Source organism: Pseudomonas sp. NPDC087817 (genome assembly GCF_044742875.1).
Classification (GTDB): Bacteria; Pseudomonadota; Gammaproteobacteria; order Pseudomonadales; family Pseudomonadaceae; genus Aquipseudomonas.
Map to the genome: position 1 here is coordinate 8,077 of NZ_JBIUVJ010000071.1, position 15,470 is coordinate 23,546.

At 57.4% G+C, this 15,470-nt stretch carries 16 protein-coding genes and 4 tRNA genes; 9 read left to right on the top strand and 11 right to left on the bottom strand.

The window, feature by feature from the left end; genetic code table 11:
* Positions 1-115 precede the first annotated feature (115 nt).
* The 4 genes from flgA to ACIONG_RS26415 all read left to right on the top strand — a co-directional run bounded on the left by flgA (position 116) and on the right by ACIONG_RS26415 (position 2,720).
* On the top strand, positions 116-877 hold the full coding sequence (gene flgA / locus ACIONG_RS26400) for a flagellar basal body P-ring formation chaperone FlgA (protein WP_103304086.1): 762 nt from the start codon (positions 116-118) through the stop codon (positions 875-877).
* A gap of 161 nt (positions 878-1,038) precedes the next feature.
* Positions 1,039-1,365: a flagellar biosynthesis anti-sigma factor FlgM gene (gene flgM, locus ACIONG_RS26405; RefSeq protein WP_103304085.1), complete on the top strand. Its 327-nt coding sequence runs from the start codon at positions 1,039-1,041 to the stop codon at positions 1,363-1,365.
* A gap of 48 nt (positions 1,366-1,413) precedes the next feature.
* Positions 1,414-1,881 (top strand): flagella synthesis protein FlgN, encoded by a 468-nt coding sequence (locus ACIONG_RS26410; protein ID WP_401303634.1) that lies wholly within the window; start codon positions 1,414-1,416, stop codon positions 1,879-1,881.
* 92 nt (positions 1,882-1,973) lie between these two features.
* Positions 1,974-2,720, top strand: a complete 747-nt coding sequence (locus ACIONG_RS26415) for a flagellar brake protein (RefSeq protein WP_401303636.1) — start codon at positions 1,974-1,976, stop codon at positions 2,718-2,720.
* Between the two features lie 243 nt (positions 2,721-2,963).
* On the opposite strand, the gene ACIONG_RS26420 is transcribed toward ACIONG_RS26415, so the two are convergent.
* The 4 genes from ACIONG_RS26420 to ACIONG_RS26435 form a co-directional block, all read right to left on the bottom strand.
* The gene (locus tag ACIONG_RS26420; RefSeq protein WP_213026329.1) at positions 2,964-4,346 is read right to left on the bottom strand and encodes an MFS transporter; all 1,383 of its coding nucleotides are present in this window, start codon (positions 4,344-4,346) and stop codon (positions 2,964-2,966) included.
* A gap of 69 nt (positions 4,347-4,415) precedes the next feature.
* Positions 4,416-5,657, bottom strand: coding sequence for a glutamine synthetase family protein (locus ACIONG_RS26425; RefSeq protein ID WP_401303651.1), 1,242 nt, complete (start codon positions 5,655-5,657; stop codon positions 4,416-4,418).
* 200 nt (positions 5,658-5,857) lie between these two features.
* Entirely contained in the window at positions 5,858-6,550 is a 693-nt protein-coding gene (locus ACIONG_RS26430) for a sensor histidine kinase (protein ID WP_401303638.1), read from the bottom strand.
* Positions 6,547-8,151: a response regulator gene (locus tag ACIONG_RS26435; protein ID WP_401303640.1), complete on the bottom strand. Its 1,605-nt coding sequence runs from the start codon at positions 8,149-8,151 to the stop codon at positions 6,547-6,549. Before ACIONG_RS26435 ends, ACIONG_RS26430 begins: the two co-directional genes overlap by 4 nt.
* Positions 8,152-8,324: 173 nt before the next feature.
* Here ACIONG_RS26435 and ACIONG_RS26440 point away from each other — a divergent pair, with 173 nt between their 5' ends.
* Positions 8,325-9,755 carry a lysozyme inhibitor LprI family protein gene (locus ACIONG_RS26440; RefSeq protein WP_401303642.1) on the top strand — a complete coding sequence of 477 codons (1,431 nt, stop codon included), beginning with the start codon at positions 8,325-8,327 and terminating at the stop codon, positions 9,753-9,755.
* A gap of 67 nt (positions 9,756-9,822) precedes the next feature.
* On the opposite strand, the gene ACIONG_RS26445 is transcribed toward ACIONG_RS26440, so the two are convergent.
* Together ACIONG_RS26445 and ACIONG_RS26450 are read right to left on the bottom strand one after the other, a co-directional pair.
* A complete protein-coding gene (locus tag ACIONG_RS26445; protein WP_401303644.1) occupies positions 9,823-10,209 on the bottom strand; it encodes a c-type cytochrome in 387 nt (128 codons plus the stop codon).
* 141 nt (positions 10,210-10,350) lie between these two features.
* Positions 10,351-10,427, bottom strand: a tRNA-Arg gene (locus ACIONG_RS26450).
* Positions 10,428-10,722: 295 nt separating this feature from the next.
* Between ACIONG_RS26450 and ACIONG_RS26455 the strand changes: the two genes are divergently transcribed.
* Both ACIONG_RS26455 and ACIONG_RS26460 read left to right on the top strand, forming a co-directional pair.
* A complete protein-coding gene (locus tag ACIONG_RS26455; RefSeq protein ID WP_315448657.1) occupies positions 10,723-10,950 on the top strand; it encodes a hypothetical protein in 228 nt (75 codons plus the stop codon).
* Positions 10,951-10,970: 20 nt separating this feature from the next.
* Positions 10,971-11,150 (top strand): PA3371 family protein, encoded by a 180-nt coding sequence (locus ACIONG_RS26460; protein WP_103304098.1) that lies wholly within the window; start codon positions 10,971-10,973, stop codon positions 11,148-11,150.
* Here ACIONG_RS26460 and phnN read toward each other — a convergent pair.
* Positions 11,125-11,694, bottom strand: coding sequence for a phosphonate metabolism protein/1,5-bisphosphokinase (PRPP-forming) PhnN (phnN, locus tag ACIONG_RS26465; RefSeq protein ID WP_315448673.1), 570 nt, complete (start codon positions 11,692-11,694; stop codon positions 11,125-11,127). The genes ACIONG_RS26460 and phnN overlap by 26 nt on opposite strands.
* A gap of 388 nt (positions 11,695-12,082) precedes the next feature.
* On the opposite strand from phnN, the gene ACIONG_RS26470 reads away from it, so the two are divergent.
* A complete protein-coding gene (locus ACIONG_RS26470) occupies positions 12,083-12,409 on the top strand; it encodes an Arc family DNA-binding protein (RefSeq protein WP_401303646.1) in 327 nt (108 codons plus the stop codon).
* 244 nt (positions 12,410-12,653) lie between these two features.
* Here ACIONG_RS26470 and mgtE read toward each other — a convergent pair whose 3' ends face one another.
* On the bottom strand, positions 12,654-14,096 hold the full coding sequence (gene mgtE, locus ACIONG_RS26475; protein ID WP_103304077.1) for a magnesium transporter: 1,443 nt from the start codon (positions 14,094-14,096) through the stop codon (positions 12,654-12,656).
* A 321-nt stretch (positions 14,097-14,417) separates the two neighbouring features.
* Between mgtE and ACIONG_RS26480 the strand changes: the two genes are divergently transcribed.
* Positions 14,418-14,936 carry a cell envelope protein SmpA gene (locus ACIONG_RS26480; RefSeq protein WP_401303649.1) on the top strand — a complete coding sequence of 173 codons (519 nt, stop codon included), beginning with the start codon at positions 14,418-14,420 and terminating at the stop codon, positions 14,934-14,936.
* A 19-nt stretch (positions 14,937-14,955) separates the two neighbouring features.
* Here the strand turns inward: ACIONG_RS26480 and ACIONG_RS26485 are convergent.
* From ACIONG_RS26485 to ACIONG_RS26495, 3 genes are all read right to left on the bottom strand, one after another.
* A tRNA-Arg gene (locus ACIONG_RS26485) sits at positions 14,956-15,032 on the bottom strand.
* A gap of 72 nt (positions 15,033-15,104) precedes the next feature.
* Positions 15,105-15,181: transfer RNA gene (locus ACIONG_RS26490), tRNA-Arg, on the bottom strand.
* 72 nt (positions 15,182-15,253) lie between these two features.
* A tRNA-Arg gene (locus ACIONG_RS26495) sits at positions 15,254-15,330 on the bottom strand.
* Between the last annotated feature and the right edge of the window lie 140 nt (positions 15,331-15,470).

A 15,470-nucleotide genomic window follows, 5' to 3' on the forward strand; every position in this document is an offset into this window, starting at 1 on the left:
GGTTAAATAGCAAGCGCCGTGCCGTTTAGCATTGAATGTGCGTCGCAACAACACTTGGCGTTGGTGTTGTAGTCTGGGCATGGCTAAACGGCACGGCGCTTGCTTTTTAACTCGTATGAACGCTCAAACGACATTTTTTCGACGCCTGACATCTCCCCTTCGCAGAGGGCTTTGCGCGGTGTCCGCCGTTTGCTTCTTTTTCGCTGGCAGCCCTGCCATTGCTGATGCGGTTACCTTGCCTGACATGCTTATCGGCGTCACTCAGGGCTTTCTTGAGTTCACCGTAGAAGACTATCTGGCTACCAGTCAAACGGAAGGCCGTTACGAAATCGAAGTCAACCAGCTCGACCCCCGTATGCGCATGCCTATGTGCGACAAGGAATTGACAGCGTCGCTGGAGAGTCCGGCACGTCCGCTGGGCCGGGTAACTGTCAAGGTTCGCTGTGAAGGCAGCTCGCCCTGGACCGTGTTCGTGCCCGCTCAAGTCCGCCTGTTTCGCGAGATTGTGACCACCACCCGACCACTCAAACGCGCCGGGATTATCGAGCCGCAGGATGTGACCTTGCGTGAACGCGACATCAGCGTGATCAATCAAGGTTTTCTGACCTCGGTAGACGAAGCGATCGGGCAAAAATTAACCCGACCAACGGTCGCCGATCAGGTGATTACCCTGGTCCACCTCGAACAGGCAGAAGTCGTGCGCAAGGGCGATCAAGTGGTCATCACCGCCCGCAGCGGCACGCTTGCCGTGCGCATGCCCGGCGAAGCACTGGCCAATGGCGGCTTGAAAGAACAGATCCGGGTGAAAAACCTCAACTCCCAACGCGTCATCAAGGCGCAAGTCACCGCGCCGGGCCAGGTGGAAGTCGCCATGTAAAACACTCATGAGAAAACTGGCGCGGACCCCGTCGCTTCCCTAAACTGTGCCGCAGCAGGACACGCGACGGCGCATGCAGACTCATTGGCAAATGAGCCTAAAGTTTTCCAGGGGATGGCCGAAAACATGGCAAGCGTCCAAATTCCCAGAGGTTTTTTATCATGGTCATCGATTTCAGCCGTTTGAACAGCTCCTCGTCCCTTACGGGCAGTACACGTACCAGCAACGCCAAGGAAACCGCCGAAACCGGCACTTCGGCGCCGCTGAATACCCCGGCCGAAACGGCCAGCACCGTAAAAAGCGGGGAATCGGTACACCTCAGTAATGAGGCTCAACAGTTGCAGAAGGTCACTGACAAGCTGCGCGATCAGCCTGCTGTCGACAAAGCCCGTGTGGCTGAGTTGAAAGCCGCGATTGCCGATGGCAGCTATAAAGTCGACAGCAACCGTGTAGCCAGCAAACTGCTCAACTTCGAAGCCCAGCGCTAGGCTTTCGCCGGCGCCAGGCTTTTGGACGCTTAAAACCCAAGGCCAGCCATGCACGACACTAACTTACTGCAACTGATCAACGACGACTTTGCTCCAGCTCAAGATTTGCTGGAGTTACTGCAAACCGAGTCCCTCGCCCTGCACGGTCGTGACATGCCACTGCTGGAAGAAATTCTGGCGCGCAAACAGGCGTTGATCATTCTGCTTGAACAGCATGGCCGCAAACGCAGCGAAGTTCTCGCCAGCCTTGGCCTGTCGACGGATCGCCAAGGCCTCGAGCAACTGGCCAGCCAGTCGAGCATCGGCGCGCAGTTGCTGACGCAAGGTGACGCATTGACCGATCTTATCGCTCAGTGCCAGGCCGCCAACGTCAAGAATGGCCAATCGATCCAGATCCAGCAGGCCACCACGGCCAATCAGCTGAAAATCCTCACCGGCGGCGAACCGCCAGCGCTGTATGACGCCAGCGGCACTTTCGCCAAACCTGCCAAGCCACGTACGCTCAGCCAGGCGTGAGCCATTCGACGAGCCCGCACTATCAACCCGTGAAACATGCTGGCAAAATGCTGGCTAGCCATCGTCAAATTTTGTCTGGAGATTGAGAAAACGTGCCAAACGCCCTAAGCGCGGATGATGCTCCGCAGCCACCAAAGGTGCTCACCACGCCACTGGAAATCTCCAGCAACCTGCGCCAACTGCAAGATAGCTATGACCCGCTGATCATCACGTTCCACGAACGCAGCCAGCGCTTCCAGAGCTACCTGATCAAAGTCGACCGCGACAGCGCCTCAATTGCCCTCGACGAAATGATCCCGCGCGATGGCGAACGCTTCCTGCTCGCCGGCGAACCGTTCAGGGTCGAAGGTTTCCATGAAGGCGTACGCATTGCCTGGGAATGCACCGGCACGCTGAACATTGAAGAGTCCGACGGTGACCGCTTCTATACCGGCGAGCTACCGACCGAGGTGGTTTACCACCAGCGCCGTAACGCTTTCCGCGCCGCACTGAAACTGACCGATCTGGTCAGCGTCGAACTGGGCGGCGAGAAGCTCAAGGCGCCGATCAACGGCAAGTTGCTGGATATTTCCGCCACTGGCTGCAAGTTGCGTTTCGAAGGCGACATCACTGACCGCCTGCAACTGGGCCAGGTCTACGACCGCATGATCGCCCCGCCGCTGTTCGGCAACCAGCCGGCTTCGGTTGAACTGCGGTATCTGCACTTCGAAGAAAAACTCAACATCACCTTCGCCGGCCTGCGCTTCCACAACATCAGCGGCCAGGCTGCACGCAACGTTGAGCGTTTCGTTTATCAGTTGCAGCGTGAAGCCCGGCGCTTCGATAAAGACGATCTCTGAATCGAACGCATCGGCATAAATAGAAAGGGCAGTCCTTGGCGGGACTGCCCTTTTTTATTTCCAACAAAATACCCGATTCCGAATGATTACTTGTGGCGAGGGGATTTATCCCCGATAGGGTGCGAAGCGCCCTCAAACCATTCAATGCGCTGTATTAGTGAAATCCGGTAGCCCGGGCCGGGGCCACTTCGTGTCCCATCAGGGATAAATCCCCTCATCACAGGGGAATTCCGTCGGCGCTCGTTAAGGCCTGGCACCACTGATATCCGGCGCGGGTTTTTCGCTATCGTCATCCGGGCCTGCTACCACCTCAGACTCAGGTTCTTTCTCAGGTTCTGGCTCGGGCTCAGGTTCCGGCGTCACCGTATTCTGCATCTGCTCCTGCACCACCTGCTCATCAACACGCGGATCCAGCGCAGCCACCAGCGGCGAACTCGACATGCTGTCCGGCATCGCGACGTGATGCAGCGGTGCATCGTCGACCTGATGCAGGTTGGTAACGGCTTTCGGACGGATCCGCCACACCAGCACCATCGCGAAGAAGCTGAAGAACGCGTACAGGCTCTGGCTGCCGAGAAACTTCATCAGCACACCCGCCAGTAGCGGACCGATACTGGCACCGACTCCGTACGTCACCAGCAGCATCGCCGTCAGCGACACTCGGCGATCCCCTTCGACGTGGTCGTTGGAAAATGCCACGGCCAGCGGATACAAACAGAACTGCACCAGCGAACAGAGGAAGCCGACCACAAACAGCACTTCCAGCGGCACCTGCGGCAGGATCGCCAATGGCAACGCCGCCACTGCGAGGAACCCGGCAAAGCAGCGGATCAGCAGCGCGCGGTCGTAACGGTCAGACAACCAGCCTAGAGGCCACTGCACCAGCAGTCCGGCAAAAATGCAGCTACCCATGAACAGACCGACCTGCTCGGTCGACAAGCCTTGCTGCGAGGCATACAACGGTGCCAGACCATAAAACGAGCCAATGATCAGCCCCGCACCGAGCACCGTGCTCAACGATTGCGGCACGCGCTTGATAAAGAAGCGCGGCTCCATTGGCGCCGGATGCAACGGTGCCGGGTGAATCCGCCGAGTCAGCGTCACCGGCACCAGACACAGCGCAAAGCACAGCGCGACCAGCATCAGCAGTTCCAGCCCTAGGCCGGGATGCATGACCAGAATCAACTGACCCAACACCAGCCCCAGATACGAAGCGATCATGTAGCCACTGAACACCAGGCCGCGCTGGTTGGCGTCAGCCTGCTCATTGAGCCAGCTCTCGATCACCATGTATTGGCACATCATGCCCAGACCGACAATGGTCCGCAGCACCAGCCACGCTGGCAACCAATCCACCAGACCATGGCCAAGCACCGCCGCGCCGACAATCCCGGCACACGCCGAATACGCGCGGATATGCCCGACCCGGGCGATCAACCGGTGGCCGATCTTGCCGCCCAGCACCAGACCGAAATAGTTGGCCGCCATCAGCGCACCGACCCACAGCCCGTCAACATGGTCAGCGGCCAAGCGCAATGCCAGGTAAGTAGATAGAAGGCCCGAGCCGATCAACATCATCAGCGAGGCGAAATACAGCGCTCGAAAGGATTTCCAGATTTGGCGCATCGGCGTTCCGAGCGGCTCCTTGCAGTAAATATCGGGCTACCAGAACGATAGCCCGATGGCGACGTTACGTCAGGCCTGGGCTGCTAGAACACGTCGTTCCCAGGGAGTGATTTCATCAAAGAAGCTGGTCAACTCCATGGTCTTCGAAGCGATGTAGCCTTCGATGAACTCCTGCCCGAACAGTTCCCTCGCCAATTGGCTACGTTTCAGACGTTCGAGCGCGGCATGCAAGGTACACGGCAGTGCAAGATTGTCCGGCACCTCGAATTCACCCTGAATCGCTTCGCTCGGCTCAAGCTCATATTCGATGCCATGCAAACCGGCGGCCAGACTGGCGGCGATGGCCAGATACGGATTGGCATCGGCGCCCGGCAAACGGTTTTCGACCCGACGGGCAACCGGCGAACTCGCAGGAATCCGCAATCCCGCCGCACGGTTATCGTGGGACCAGCAGGCATTGTTCGGCGATGCATACGGATGGCACAGGCGCTGGTAGGAGTTCACATTCGGTGCAAACAGCGCGGTGAAATCGGCCATGCCGGCCTGCTGCCCGCCGATGAAGTGGCGGAACATTGCGGTCGGTTCGCCACGCTCATCGCTGAAGACATTCTTGCCGGTCGCGATGTCGACCAGGCTCTGGTGAATGTGCATCGAACTGCCCGGCGTGTGCGCCAGTGGCTTGGCCATGCACACCACGGTCAGGCCATGTTTGAGCGCAACTTCTTTGAGCAGGTGCTTGAACAGGAACGTCTGGTCGGCCAGCAACAGTGGATCACCGTGCAACAGATTGATCTCGAACTGGCTGACGCCCATTTCGTGCATGAAGGTGTCACGTGGCAGGCCGAGGGCCGCCATGCATTTATAGACTTCGTTGAAGAACGGCCGCAGTCCGTTGTTGGAACTGACACTGAAGGCCGACTGGCCATCCTCGCGACGGCCATCGAGGCCTACTGGCGGACGGAAGGGTTGAGTCGGATCGGTGTTCGGCGCGAAGACAAAGAATTCCAGCTCGGTCGCCACCACCGGTGCCAGGCCTCGCTCGGCATAACGGGCGATGACTTTCTTGAGTTGACCACGGGTCGACAGATTGGAGCTTTCGCCAGTCAATTCATCGGCGTCGCAAATGGCCAGGGCACGCGGGTCATCACTCCACGGCAAACGATGGATCTGGGTCGGTTCGGCAATCAGAGCGAGATCGCCGTCATCGCTGCCGTAAAACCGCGCTGCCGGATAACCGCCCATGATGCATTGCAGCAGCACACCCCGCGCCAACTGCAAACGCCGCCCTTCGAGGAAACCCTCGGCGGTCATCACCTTGCCCCGTGGTACGCCGTTCAAATCCGGCGTGACACATTCAATCTCATCAATGCCGGTCAGTCGCTGTGCGAGTGAACGCTGGCCATCGGTTGTCATGACGCAATCCTTGTTATTGTGCGAGCCGCGAACGGCGACCCGTACAAAATAGGCTCCGGCTGTTCGGAATATCAAGCAGCGTCAAACAAAATCCCGCGTCACGGTAAATAAAGGCTAAACACCCCGCCGCCCAACGGGCCGCCATTGCTGATTTCGGTACGCCCTTCGACGCCATTGCGTTGATGCAGTGCGGCGATGCGGTGGGCGAAATACAAGCCCAAACCCGTGCTGCCACTGCTGTGATTAATGCCTTGCACGTAATCGGCCTGACGTTCGAGCATCTCGGGCGGATAACCGTCGCCATCATCATTGATGCTCAGCACCAGTTGCCCGGCTTCGTCGCTGACGGTAATCAGCAACGATTCGCGAGCATAACGAATCGCGTTGTTGATGCAGTTACCGAGCACCGAGGCGATCAGTTCGCGATCAAAGAATCCCAGCGGACTCAGCGGATCAACTTCATAAGTGGCAATGATCCCGCGACTGGCGAACACCTCTTGATGCGCCGCCAGTTGCGCTTCGATGAAATCATCCAGTTCGTGATACGCCGGCTGCAACGGCATCTGGTTGACGCCGAGCTTATACAGCCCAAGCAACTGCACCAGCATGCCGTTGAGGTGGGCAAATTCGAAGTCGATCACGCCCTGCTCCGCGCCATTGCGCTGCCCCTCGGGCAAACGCGCCAGCCATTGACTGTGGGCCTGCATCAGCATGGCCAGGGAGTTCTTCATGTCGTGGACGGTGGAGGCGATCACCGTGGAAAAATCCAGAGATTGCTCGTCTTGGTTCATTCGCCAAACGCCTTGCTTTTCAGCTTCTGATAACGCGCAAAACGCGCGTCGGTGTCGGGCATCAGGCCGACCATTTTCAGGCAGGCCCGACATTCTTCCAGCTCCGCCGACGGCACACTGGTATCGGTGCCGTGCAGCAGCGACTGGGGCCGGGGCAGCGCGCTCCTGCTGGTCTGCGGGTGCATCTGCCGCGCCTTGCGGAACACCTCGCGGGCCTCCACCAGGTTGCCGGTCTTGTACACGCGCACGCCCTGACGGTTGAGGTCGGCGGCAGCGTTGCTGGAACTGAGGATAGTCGGGTCATCGGTGAGCTTGGCGATGTCTTTCATCACCGCCGGATCGTCGCCGTAGATTTCCGCGCAGCTCTTGAGCATCGAGGTGCCTGCCTCGGCCTGACCGAGCATCTGCAATTGCTTGGCGACCAACAGCGCCGCTTCCGGGCTCATGAACTGCTCCATGCCGTCGAGACGCATCAGCGCCTGCTCGGTGAGCTTGTCGGCGGTTTCGGCGTCGTTGAGCAACAGGCTGGTGGCCTTCATCAAACGCGCGCGAATCTGCAAACCGGGGTCGCTCGGGTTCTCCTTGGCCACCGCGCTGAGGGTGGTATTGATCTCCAGCCGCGTGCGCGTATCGAGGCCGCGCTCACTGCCCTTGCTGATCAGCGCATGGGCCAGGCCCAAGTTGCTTTCCGGGTCCTTGAAACGCGACTGAGCGCCCTGCGATACAGCCTGGCGGTAAGCCCGCGAAGCGGTGTCGAAATCTTCGTTGGCCATCGCCAGCTTACCGAGCAACGCCTGCCGGCGCACCGCCAGCGGCGACAACCGAATCGCCTCTTCCAGCACCCGTTGCGCGCCTTTGGTATCGCCCTCGGAAACCAGCACATCGGCCATGCCGTCATACAACGCCGGCATCATCGGGAACACTTTCAAAGCCTTTTCATACACGCCTTTGGCCTGCGCCACTTGTCCGCGCTTGAACAGCAACTTGCCCAACCCGGCAAACGCCCACGGCAATGGCCGATCAGCAATGATGCTGTCGTAGAGGCGTTCCAGCGCTTCGTTCTGATTCAAATCGCGCAAGGCATCGGCGCGATAGCGCAGGCACAGCGGCGAATAGCGAATGTCCTGTTTGCACAGGGCGATGCAGGCGTTGAGCACCTCGACCGGTTTGCCACGGTCGAGGGCTTGCAGAATCGGTTTGAGCAACGTCTTGCGCTGCTCCAGACGCTCCAGCCGCTGAGCCAGGCCTGAGCGGTTGAACGGTTTGGTCAGGTAGGCATCCGGCTCGTGTTCCAGGGCACTAAGCACCATCGCCTGACTGGTTTCGGCGGTGACCATGACAAACACCGCTTCATGGCTGATGAGCTTTTCCAGCATCAGGTCTTCCAGCACCTGCTGACCGTTCTTCTTGCCGTCGCCGAGGTGGAAATCCTGCAGGATGAAATCGTAGGACTTCTGCGCGCACATCTTCAGCGCCTGCTCGCCGGTGTCGGCGGTGTCCACGTCCTTGACCCCAAGCTCACGCAGCATCGAGCGCACGGAACTGCGGAAATCCGAGAAATCATCGACGATCAGAAAACTCTTTTGGTGATACGACAGCATCGAGGATTTCCAGGCAATTGAAGTAGATGAACCGAGGCAACTTTCAGGCGCGCAGATGATAGCTGGAGGCCAAATGCTATCAAGCGATTTCACACGCGGCCGATGAGATTGCAAGAGCCGTTCGGGTTATCGGCCAGAAGTGCCGTTCCCTGAAGCGCACGCTTCAAGATTCCTTGCGCAGCGATTACCCTGCGCGCCTGGTAACTTCCCACTACAAGGCTGACCTCGTGTACCTCAAAGGACGCTACATCGTGTCCGCTTGTGCGCTGCTGTTTATCCAGCACGCCATGGCGACCGGAATGGACTGCACAAAAGCGGCGAACGCCGTCGAAAAGACTATTTGTGCCAATACCGCTTTGTATGAACTGGATACGCAGATGGGCGAGGTTTATCGGGATCTGATGAAGGCTTCCGTCGAGACTCGAGCGCAACTGAAGAGCACGCAACGGCTTTGGTTGAAAACGCGAAATGAGTGCGCTGAGGATGTTTCGTGCCTGGATCAGCGTTATCGCGAACAGCTGAAAAGTTTGCAGGCGCAGTGGGCTGAAGTTGTCGCCCAGCAGCCGACCGGCGTCGACAAAGAGGTACTGGATGATCTGCAAAAGCGTATTCAGGCGGCCAGTCAAAATGATCCGGAGTTTGCTCTGGAACGGACGCTCGCTTCACTGACGATAAAAAGCCCTGAGACGCTGTTTTCCTCAGAGCCTGACGACGATCAGTTCTCTGATAAAACCCACGTCCCGAAGCGCATCCCCAAGGGTGTTTCCCCCGACGAGTGGAAAGCTTTGAGCGCCACGGACTTCGAGGCTGACACTGCTCAGGGCCCAACGTCGTTCACCCTGCTGGATCTGGACAATGACGGGCAACGCGACCTTATCGTTCAGACCTACACCGGTGGCACCGGCCTGTTCACGTTCGTGGAAATCTTTCACCGTGATGGCGACCGGTTCACCCGCAGAACCCAGGCGTCCGACGGCGAATCCATTGGCGGCTCCCTCTACTCCCTCAACGAGCGTGGGTCCAACCAGTCTGTGAACTGGATCAGCCTTCGCGGCAAGGTCTACGCCGCCTATCGTGACAGCTGGTACGGCGTCGATAACATCTACCTGCTCAGCCCGTGGCAACCGAATCACTTGGTGCCCAAGCTGACGGTTCGTTATCGCTATCAACTGAGCATCCCTCGCACTCAGCCTGATGATCAGCACAAAAGCACTTATAAACTGAAACCAGACCTACACCGGGCACTCACCCAAGGCTTGGCTACAGTCGAGGAAGAAACCTCCGACACCGGGCAAGAGCGAAAGCCCATGTGCCCGATTCCTCCGTCCGCCACCGACAGCGAGGAATATTACGGTTACGGCGCAGGCTATTACGCCATCGAGCAAGTCGCCGACTTCCCGGTGATCATCGGTAGCGAATGCTTTATTGCGCGACTGAATAACTGGTTCGGCACCTACAGCGCAAAGGATGGCCTGTATGCGCAAGTGACTCTGCGCAAGCCAGGCGCGATAGACCAGGAGCGCGATTACAAGGTCAATGGACGTCGGCGCATGACCACGATCAGCACGTCCATCAGCAAACCCGGAGGTGGTGCTGAGGAATAGCCCTAGCGCCTGCCCCATGAAAAAGCCCCGACAGATGAATCCGTGCGGGGCTTTTTTCATCTGAACGTCATCGGCTTTTTGCAATCACAGCCGTCATGTATTGATTCAGATCGCGAAAATCCTGAACTGTCCAAACGTGCGGCGGCACCTTCACAGCGTTCTCGCGCAATGTTCTGGGGATCAAGTCCCCGTTTGGGCGAAGAATGACGGATGACACGATAACGCCCGGATAATCCTTCAGGCGTTTTTTGAAAGCCGAGGTTGTCAGATCGGGCGTCGGTGGATTGCTTTTATTCGCCAAGGGGCCTGATGCCTTGAGATCGCCGCCGTGGCACATGGCGCATCGCTGCGAATAAAGATTCTTCCCGTTGACGTTATCCGCGAAGGACAGTGACGGTTGAATCAGCGATAAAAACCCTAGCGACGCAACCAATAATATTTTCAGGCCTTCCATTGGCATCATCCTTAAGCCGCGAATACGAAAAAGCCCCTTCCGGATCATCCTGAAAGAGGCTTTATTTGTTCCTTCTGCAGCCACGCTGCTGTTGCAGATCAGTAGCCGTCAGAAGAATGGCCAGACAAGGCCGGAATAATATGGTGTCCCAGGGCAGGTTCGAACTGCCAACCTTCCCCTTAGGAGGGGGATGCTCTATCCAATTGAGCTACTGAGACACGGGGTTGTCGCGGCTGAACGCCACGCGACGGACGGCGTGCATGTTAACGGCAGGGCCCCGATTTGTCATGTCGTCCGCAGGGCTTTTTAAGTGTAGGCAGGCGCCCTGCAATGCTGCGGGAAGTTTTACCGTGCATTTTGCACTGCCGCAAAACGCCATCATTGCAGAGTGCAACCTCGTCAATCCGAAAAACCCTGCCAAATGCTTGTTTTTAAAGGACTTAACAGCGGTTAGACTGTTGGCACGACGGCTGCTTTGTCTGTTCCATAGAAGAACAATCGGAGCATCGCGCCATGAACAGCACTCTCTTGCTTGCAAACGCAATCGCATTGACGGTTTTGGTCGGTACTCACTTTGTTCCAGAGCGCGCCGAGCCGGTCGCCCAACGCATGCCGCATTACTTGCAGGTGCAGCGAGCGCCGCAGTTGGCGGTGTTGAACGAGCAGAGCTTCGCGCCTCAAACGGTCAGCGAGCCGCAGCAGGCAATGTCAGCACACGTTTCCGAACGTCTGGTTTTTTGAAATATTTTCAGGAGTACAGCATGTCCAAATCAGCAGCAGGATTTCTGATCCTCGCCTTATTGAGTGGCGTTGTGCATTTTTCGCTGTTCGAGGAAACCGAAATCACCCTGCCCCTGGTTGGTTGTGGCGTGTTTGCGGTGTTGTTCGTGCTGGCGCTGGTCGCCGGGCGCAAGATCAAATTTGATCCGGTGTTGCGTTGATTTTTATCCATTCCAGCAGTTGATTGACGGCGTCTGCCAGGGCGCCCGAGTTATCGATCAGGTGGATGGGCTCATCACTTGATCGCCTATCTTTGAACAGCGTATTGCGGGCCAGTCTCGCGTCGATTTGCTCCAGCGTCTCGCGGCCCCGTCTGAGCAGTCGCTCACGCAAGACCTCATCCTTCACCGTCAATAAAACCGGCAGCAGTGTCGGGTAGCGCTCAAGTGCCTGCCGCAGGTTGGCGCGAGAACCATTCACCAATACATGTCGCCCGGATTTCAACCACTCGTCCATTTGTGCGGGAATGCCATAGGCGAGGCCATTGGCCTGCCAGGCGAGGGAAAAATCGCCTGCCCGCTGGCACTGTTCGAACTCTTCTGGCGTCACGCCAATTGCGTCTTCGCCCACCGATTCCGCTGAGCGCGTGATCACTCGACGCATCACTTCGCAGTTCAACGCACGAAGTGGCTCACGGGCGGCATCAATCAGGCTGTCCTTGCCTGAGCCGGACGGTCCCATCAGATAAATAAGCCTGCCATCCATCTTGAAAACGCCCTCCGGCATGCTTCAGCGCTAGTAAATCGGCAAATTGCCACTATCCTGTACAGGTAAGGAACAAGGATCGAAAGCCGCATAGCATGCACGTTCTGAGGTCTTCGGACATCAACTGATGTGCACTTGGAAGCGGTCAGTCATGCGGGTGAAGGCAAAGTTTTCAAACCAGTCCGCATTTCTGATAATTGGTGCTGGCATTACGCCTTTACCCGGCTCAATATTTGTCACAGAATTGACGCCAATGATCTGGCAATTTTGAGGCATGATGCCGGCCTCTTAACAATTCAGGTTGAACCATTTGGCGCGGATGCTTGTCCTACCACACATCCTGCGGACAATTCCGAGAACCGCTCCCGTGAACTACCCCGTTAAATATATGCGCCCATTGAAACAGGCACTTTATTCCAGCCGTACGGCTGACAAGGTTGTCGTACGTCTGCCAGACGGAATGCGTGAACGCATTGCCGAGGTGGCTCGCAATCATCATCGCAGCATGAACTCCGAGATCATTGCGCGCCTTGAGCAGAGTCTTATTCAGGAAGGCGCACTGGGCGAAGAGCTGAGCATGCGTCTGGACAGCCCGGAGCTGTCGTTGCACGAGCGCGAGCTGCTGCAACGCTTCCGTCAACTGTCTCACCGTCAGCAGAACGCGTTGGTGTCCTTGATCGCCCACGACGCTGAAATGGCCGCAGACGCGTCCTGAGCCACACCGAACAGCTCAAGCCAGCATAAGTGCTGGCTTTTTTTTGCCTGCGATTTGACACGTTAGCCACCAGGCACGCATTCGTGGTGAGGGGATTTATCCCCGATGGACTGCGAAGCGGCCCCAAAAAGAGGGACTGCTGCGCAGTCCATCGGGGATAAATCCCCTCGCCACAGGTTACCAATCACCCATCAGACAGGCACAAAAAAGCCCGCCATTCGGCGGGCTTTTGCATTGCAGCGAATCAGAGCAGGAAGATCGTCGCCAACCCCAGGAAGATGAAGAAACCACCGCTGTCGGTCATTGCAGTGATCATGACGCTGGCCCCCATTGCCGGGTCGCGCCCCATCTTCGCCAGCGTCATCGGGATCAATACACCCATCAACGCCGCCAGCAACAGGTTGAGGGTCATTGCCGCAGTCATCACGACGCCCAGCGACCAGCTGCCGTAAAGCAGGTAGGCGACGACACCGATGACCCCACCCCAGACCAGACCATTGATCAGCCCGACCGCCAACTCTTTGCGCATCAGACGCGACGTGTTGCCGGTGCTGACCTGGTCGAGCGCCATGGCACGCACGATCATGGTGATCGTCTGGTTACCGGAGTTGCCACCGATACCCGCCACGATCGGCATGAGCGCCGCGAGCGCTACCAGCTTCTCGATCGAACCTTCAAACAGGCCGATCACCCGGGACGCAACGAACGCGGTAATCAGGTTGACCGCCAGCCACGCCCAACGGTTACGCAGCGATTTCCACACCGACGCGAAGATGTCTTCCTCTTCACGCAGACCCGCCATGTTGAGGACTTCGCTTTCGCTCTCCTCACGAATCAGGTCGACCATTTCGTCGATGGTCAGACGGCCGATAAGCTTGCCGTTCTTGTCGACCACCGGGGCGGAGATCAAGTCGTAACGCTCGAACGCCTGAGCGGCATCGTAGGCATCTTCGTCCGGGTGGAAACTCACCGGATCGCTGGCCATGACTTCAGCAACCTGTTTGTCCGGGTCGTTGACCAGCAAACGCTTGATCGGCAGTACGCCCTTGAGCACGCCGTCGTAGTCGACCACAAACAGTTTGTCGGTATGGCCGGGAAGCTCTTTGAGACGACGCAGATAGCGCAGAACCACTTCGAGGCTGACATCCTCACGAATGGTCACCATCTCGAAGTCCATCAGCGCACCGACCTGCTCCTCGTCATAGGACAAGGCCGATCGCACGCGCTCACGCTGTTGGTTATCCAGACTCTCCATCAGCTCATGGACGACGTCTCGCGGCAGCTCGGAGGCCAGGTCAGCAAGTTCGTCGGCGTCCATGTCCCTGGCGGCCGCCAGGAGCTCGTGATCGTCCATGTCGGCGATCAGCGTTTCACGGACCGAATCAGATACTTCGAGAAGAATGTCGCCGTCGCGGTCAGCCTTGACCAGTTGCCAGAGCGTCAGACGATCGTCCAGCGGCAAGGCTTCGAGAATGTAGGCGACGTCGGCGGAGTGCAGATCATCGAGCTTGCGTTGCAGCTCGACGAGATTTTGCCGGTGAACCAGGTTTTCAACCCGGTCGTGATGCGCGCCTTCCTGGCGATGAGTCAGGTCTTCGACGACCCGTTGGCGCTGCAGCAGCTCAACGACTTGAGCCAGGCGATCCTGCAGGCTTTCCTGTGTTTTCTTTACTTCGATTTCAGACATAGGCGAACTCCACTCCCAGCAGCGGGGCACGCCGGAAGGATCAATCAGTCAATTCATGATTGGTGAAACGAGGTACTGAGTAACTACTGGGTAAGTCCATGGAGGTTTTCCATAAGCCCCGGCGGGGCTGACGGGCGCAATGATACACCGCCTGACGGTTTTAAACGTTAAAAAATCGTGGCCGAAACAAGCGCTTGCGAAACAAACCTGAGCGCTCTCCTGATCCATGCAAATGCGACGACTCATCCTGAAAAGAAAACACACGGGCAGTGAAAAATGTAGCGACTACCCTTGAGCATAGATCGTCATGGAGGACGTCGAATGCCATCGAAAACATCTCGTTTTGTACTGAGCAGCCTGCTCTGCCTGCCACCCGCCGGGGCCGCCACCACCCTTCACCGCTGCGAGGCCGCTGACGGCAGCATCACGTTCACCTCAATGAGTTGCGCGAGCGGCGAACGGCGCTCCGTGCAGGAAGTTCACCCTTACCTGCCCGGATCGGTCGTGGCGATCATGCCGGAGCACAACCACGAAGAAATATCCGCTATGAAAACCAATGGCCGAGAACCAGGCGTTGCTGGTCGCACAGAAGCTCAATGCGGAAATCTGATCGACGCCAGGCAACGCCGGGAGGCGATCATCAATCGCCGCATCATTGCCGGCATGAGTCAGCAGGATGTCGAGAGCGCGCTGGGCAAACCGGACAAGGTCAACATTCGGACATCGACCACGAGCTACCGGTATGACCTCAAGCGAGGCCGAAGTGCTCAAGTCGATTTTGATGAGAGAGGATGCGTGAAAGGAAAAGCCAAATCCCGGACAGCAAAAAGCCCGCGTTAAACGCGGGCTTTTCGGTATATGGTGCACTCGACAGGATTCGAACCTGTGACCGCTCGGTTCGTAGCCGAGTACTCTATCCAGCTGAGCTACGAGTGCATTTTGTGTTTTTAGACCAGACCACAACTGGCTGAAGCCAAGTTACTTGCATTGCTGCAACCAACTCTTAAATGGTGCACTCGACAGGATTCGAACCTGTGACCGCTCGGTTCGTAGCCGAGTACTCTATCCAGCTGAGCTACGAGTGCATTTGTGTTTGTTAGACCAGATCACACCTGGTTGAAGCCAAGCCACTTACATTGCTGTAACTGACTCTTAAATGGTGCACTCGACAGGATTCGAACCTGTGACCGCTCGGTTCGTAGCCGAGTACTCTATCCAGCTGAGCTACGAGTGCATTTTGTTGCGCCGCATTATAGCCCGTCTAATCTCTATTCCAACCACTTTTTCTATAAATTTCAACAACTTACCGAAAAAGCCAGATTACAACGTACTAAGCAAATAATGGCGGAGAACGGGGGATTCGAACCCCCGACA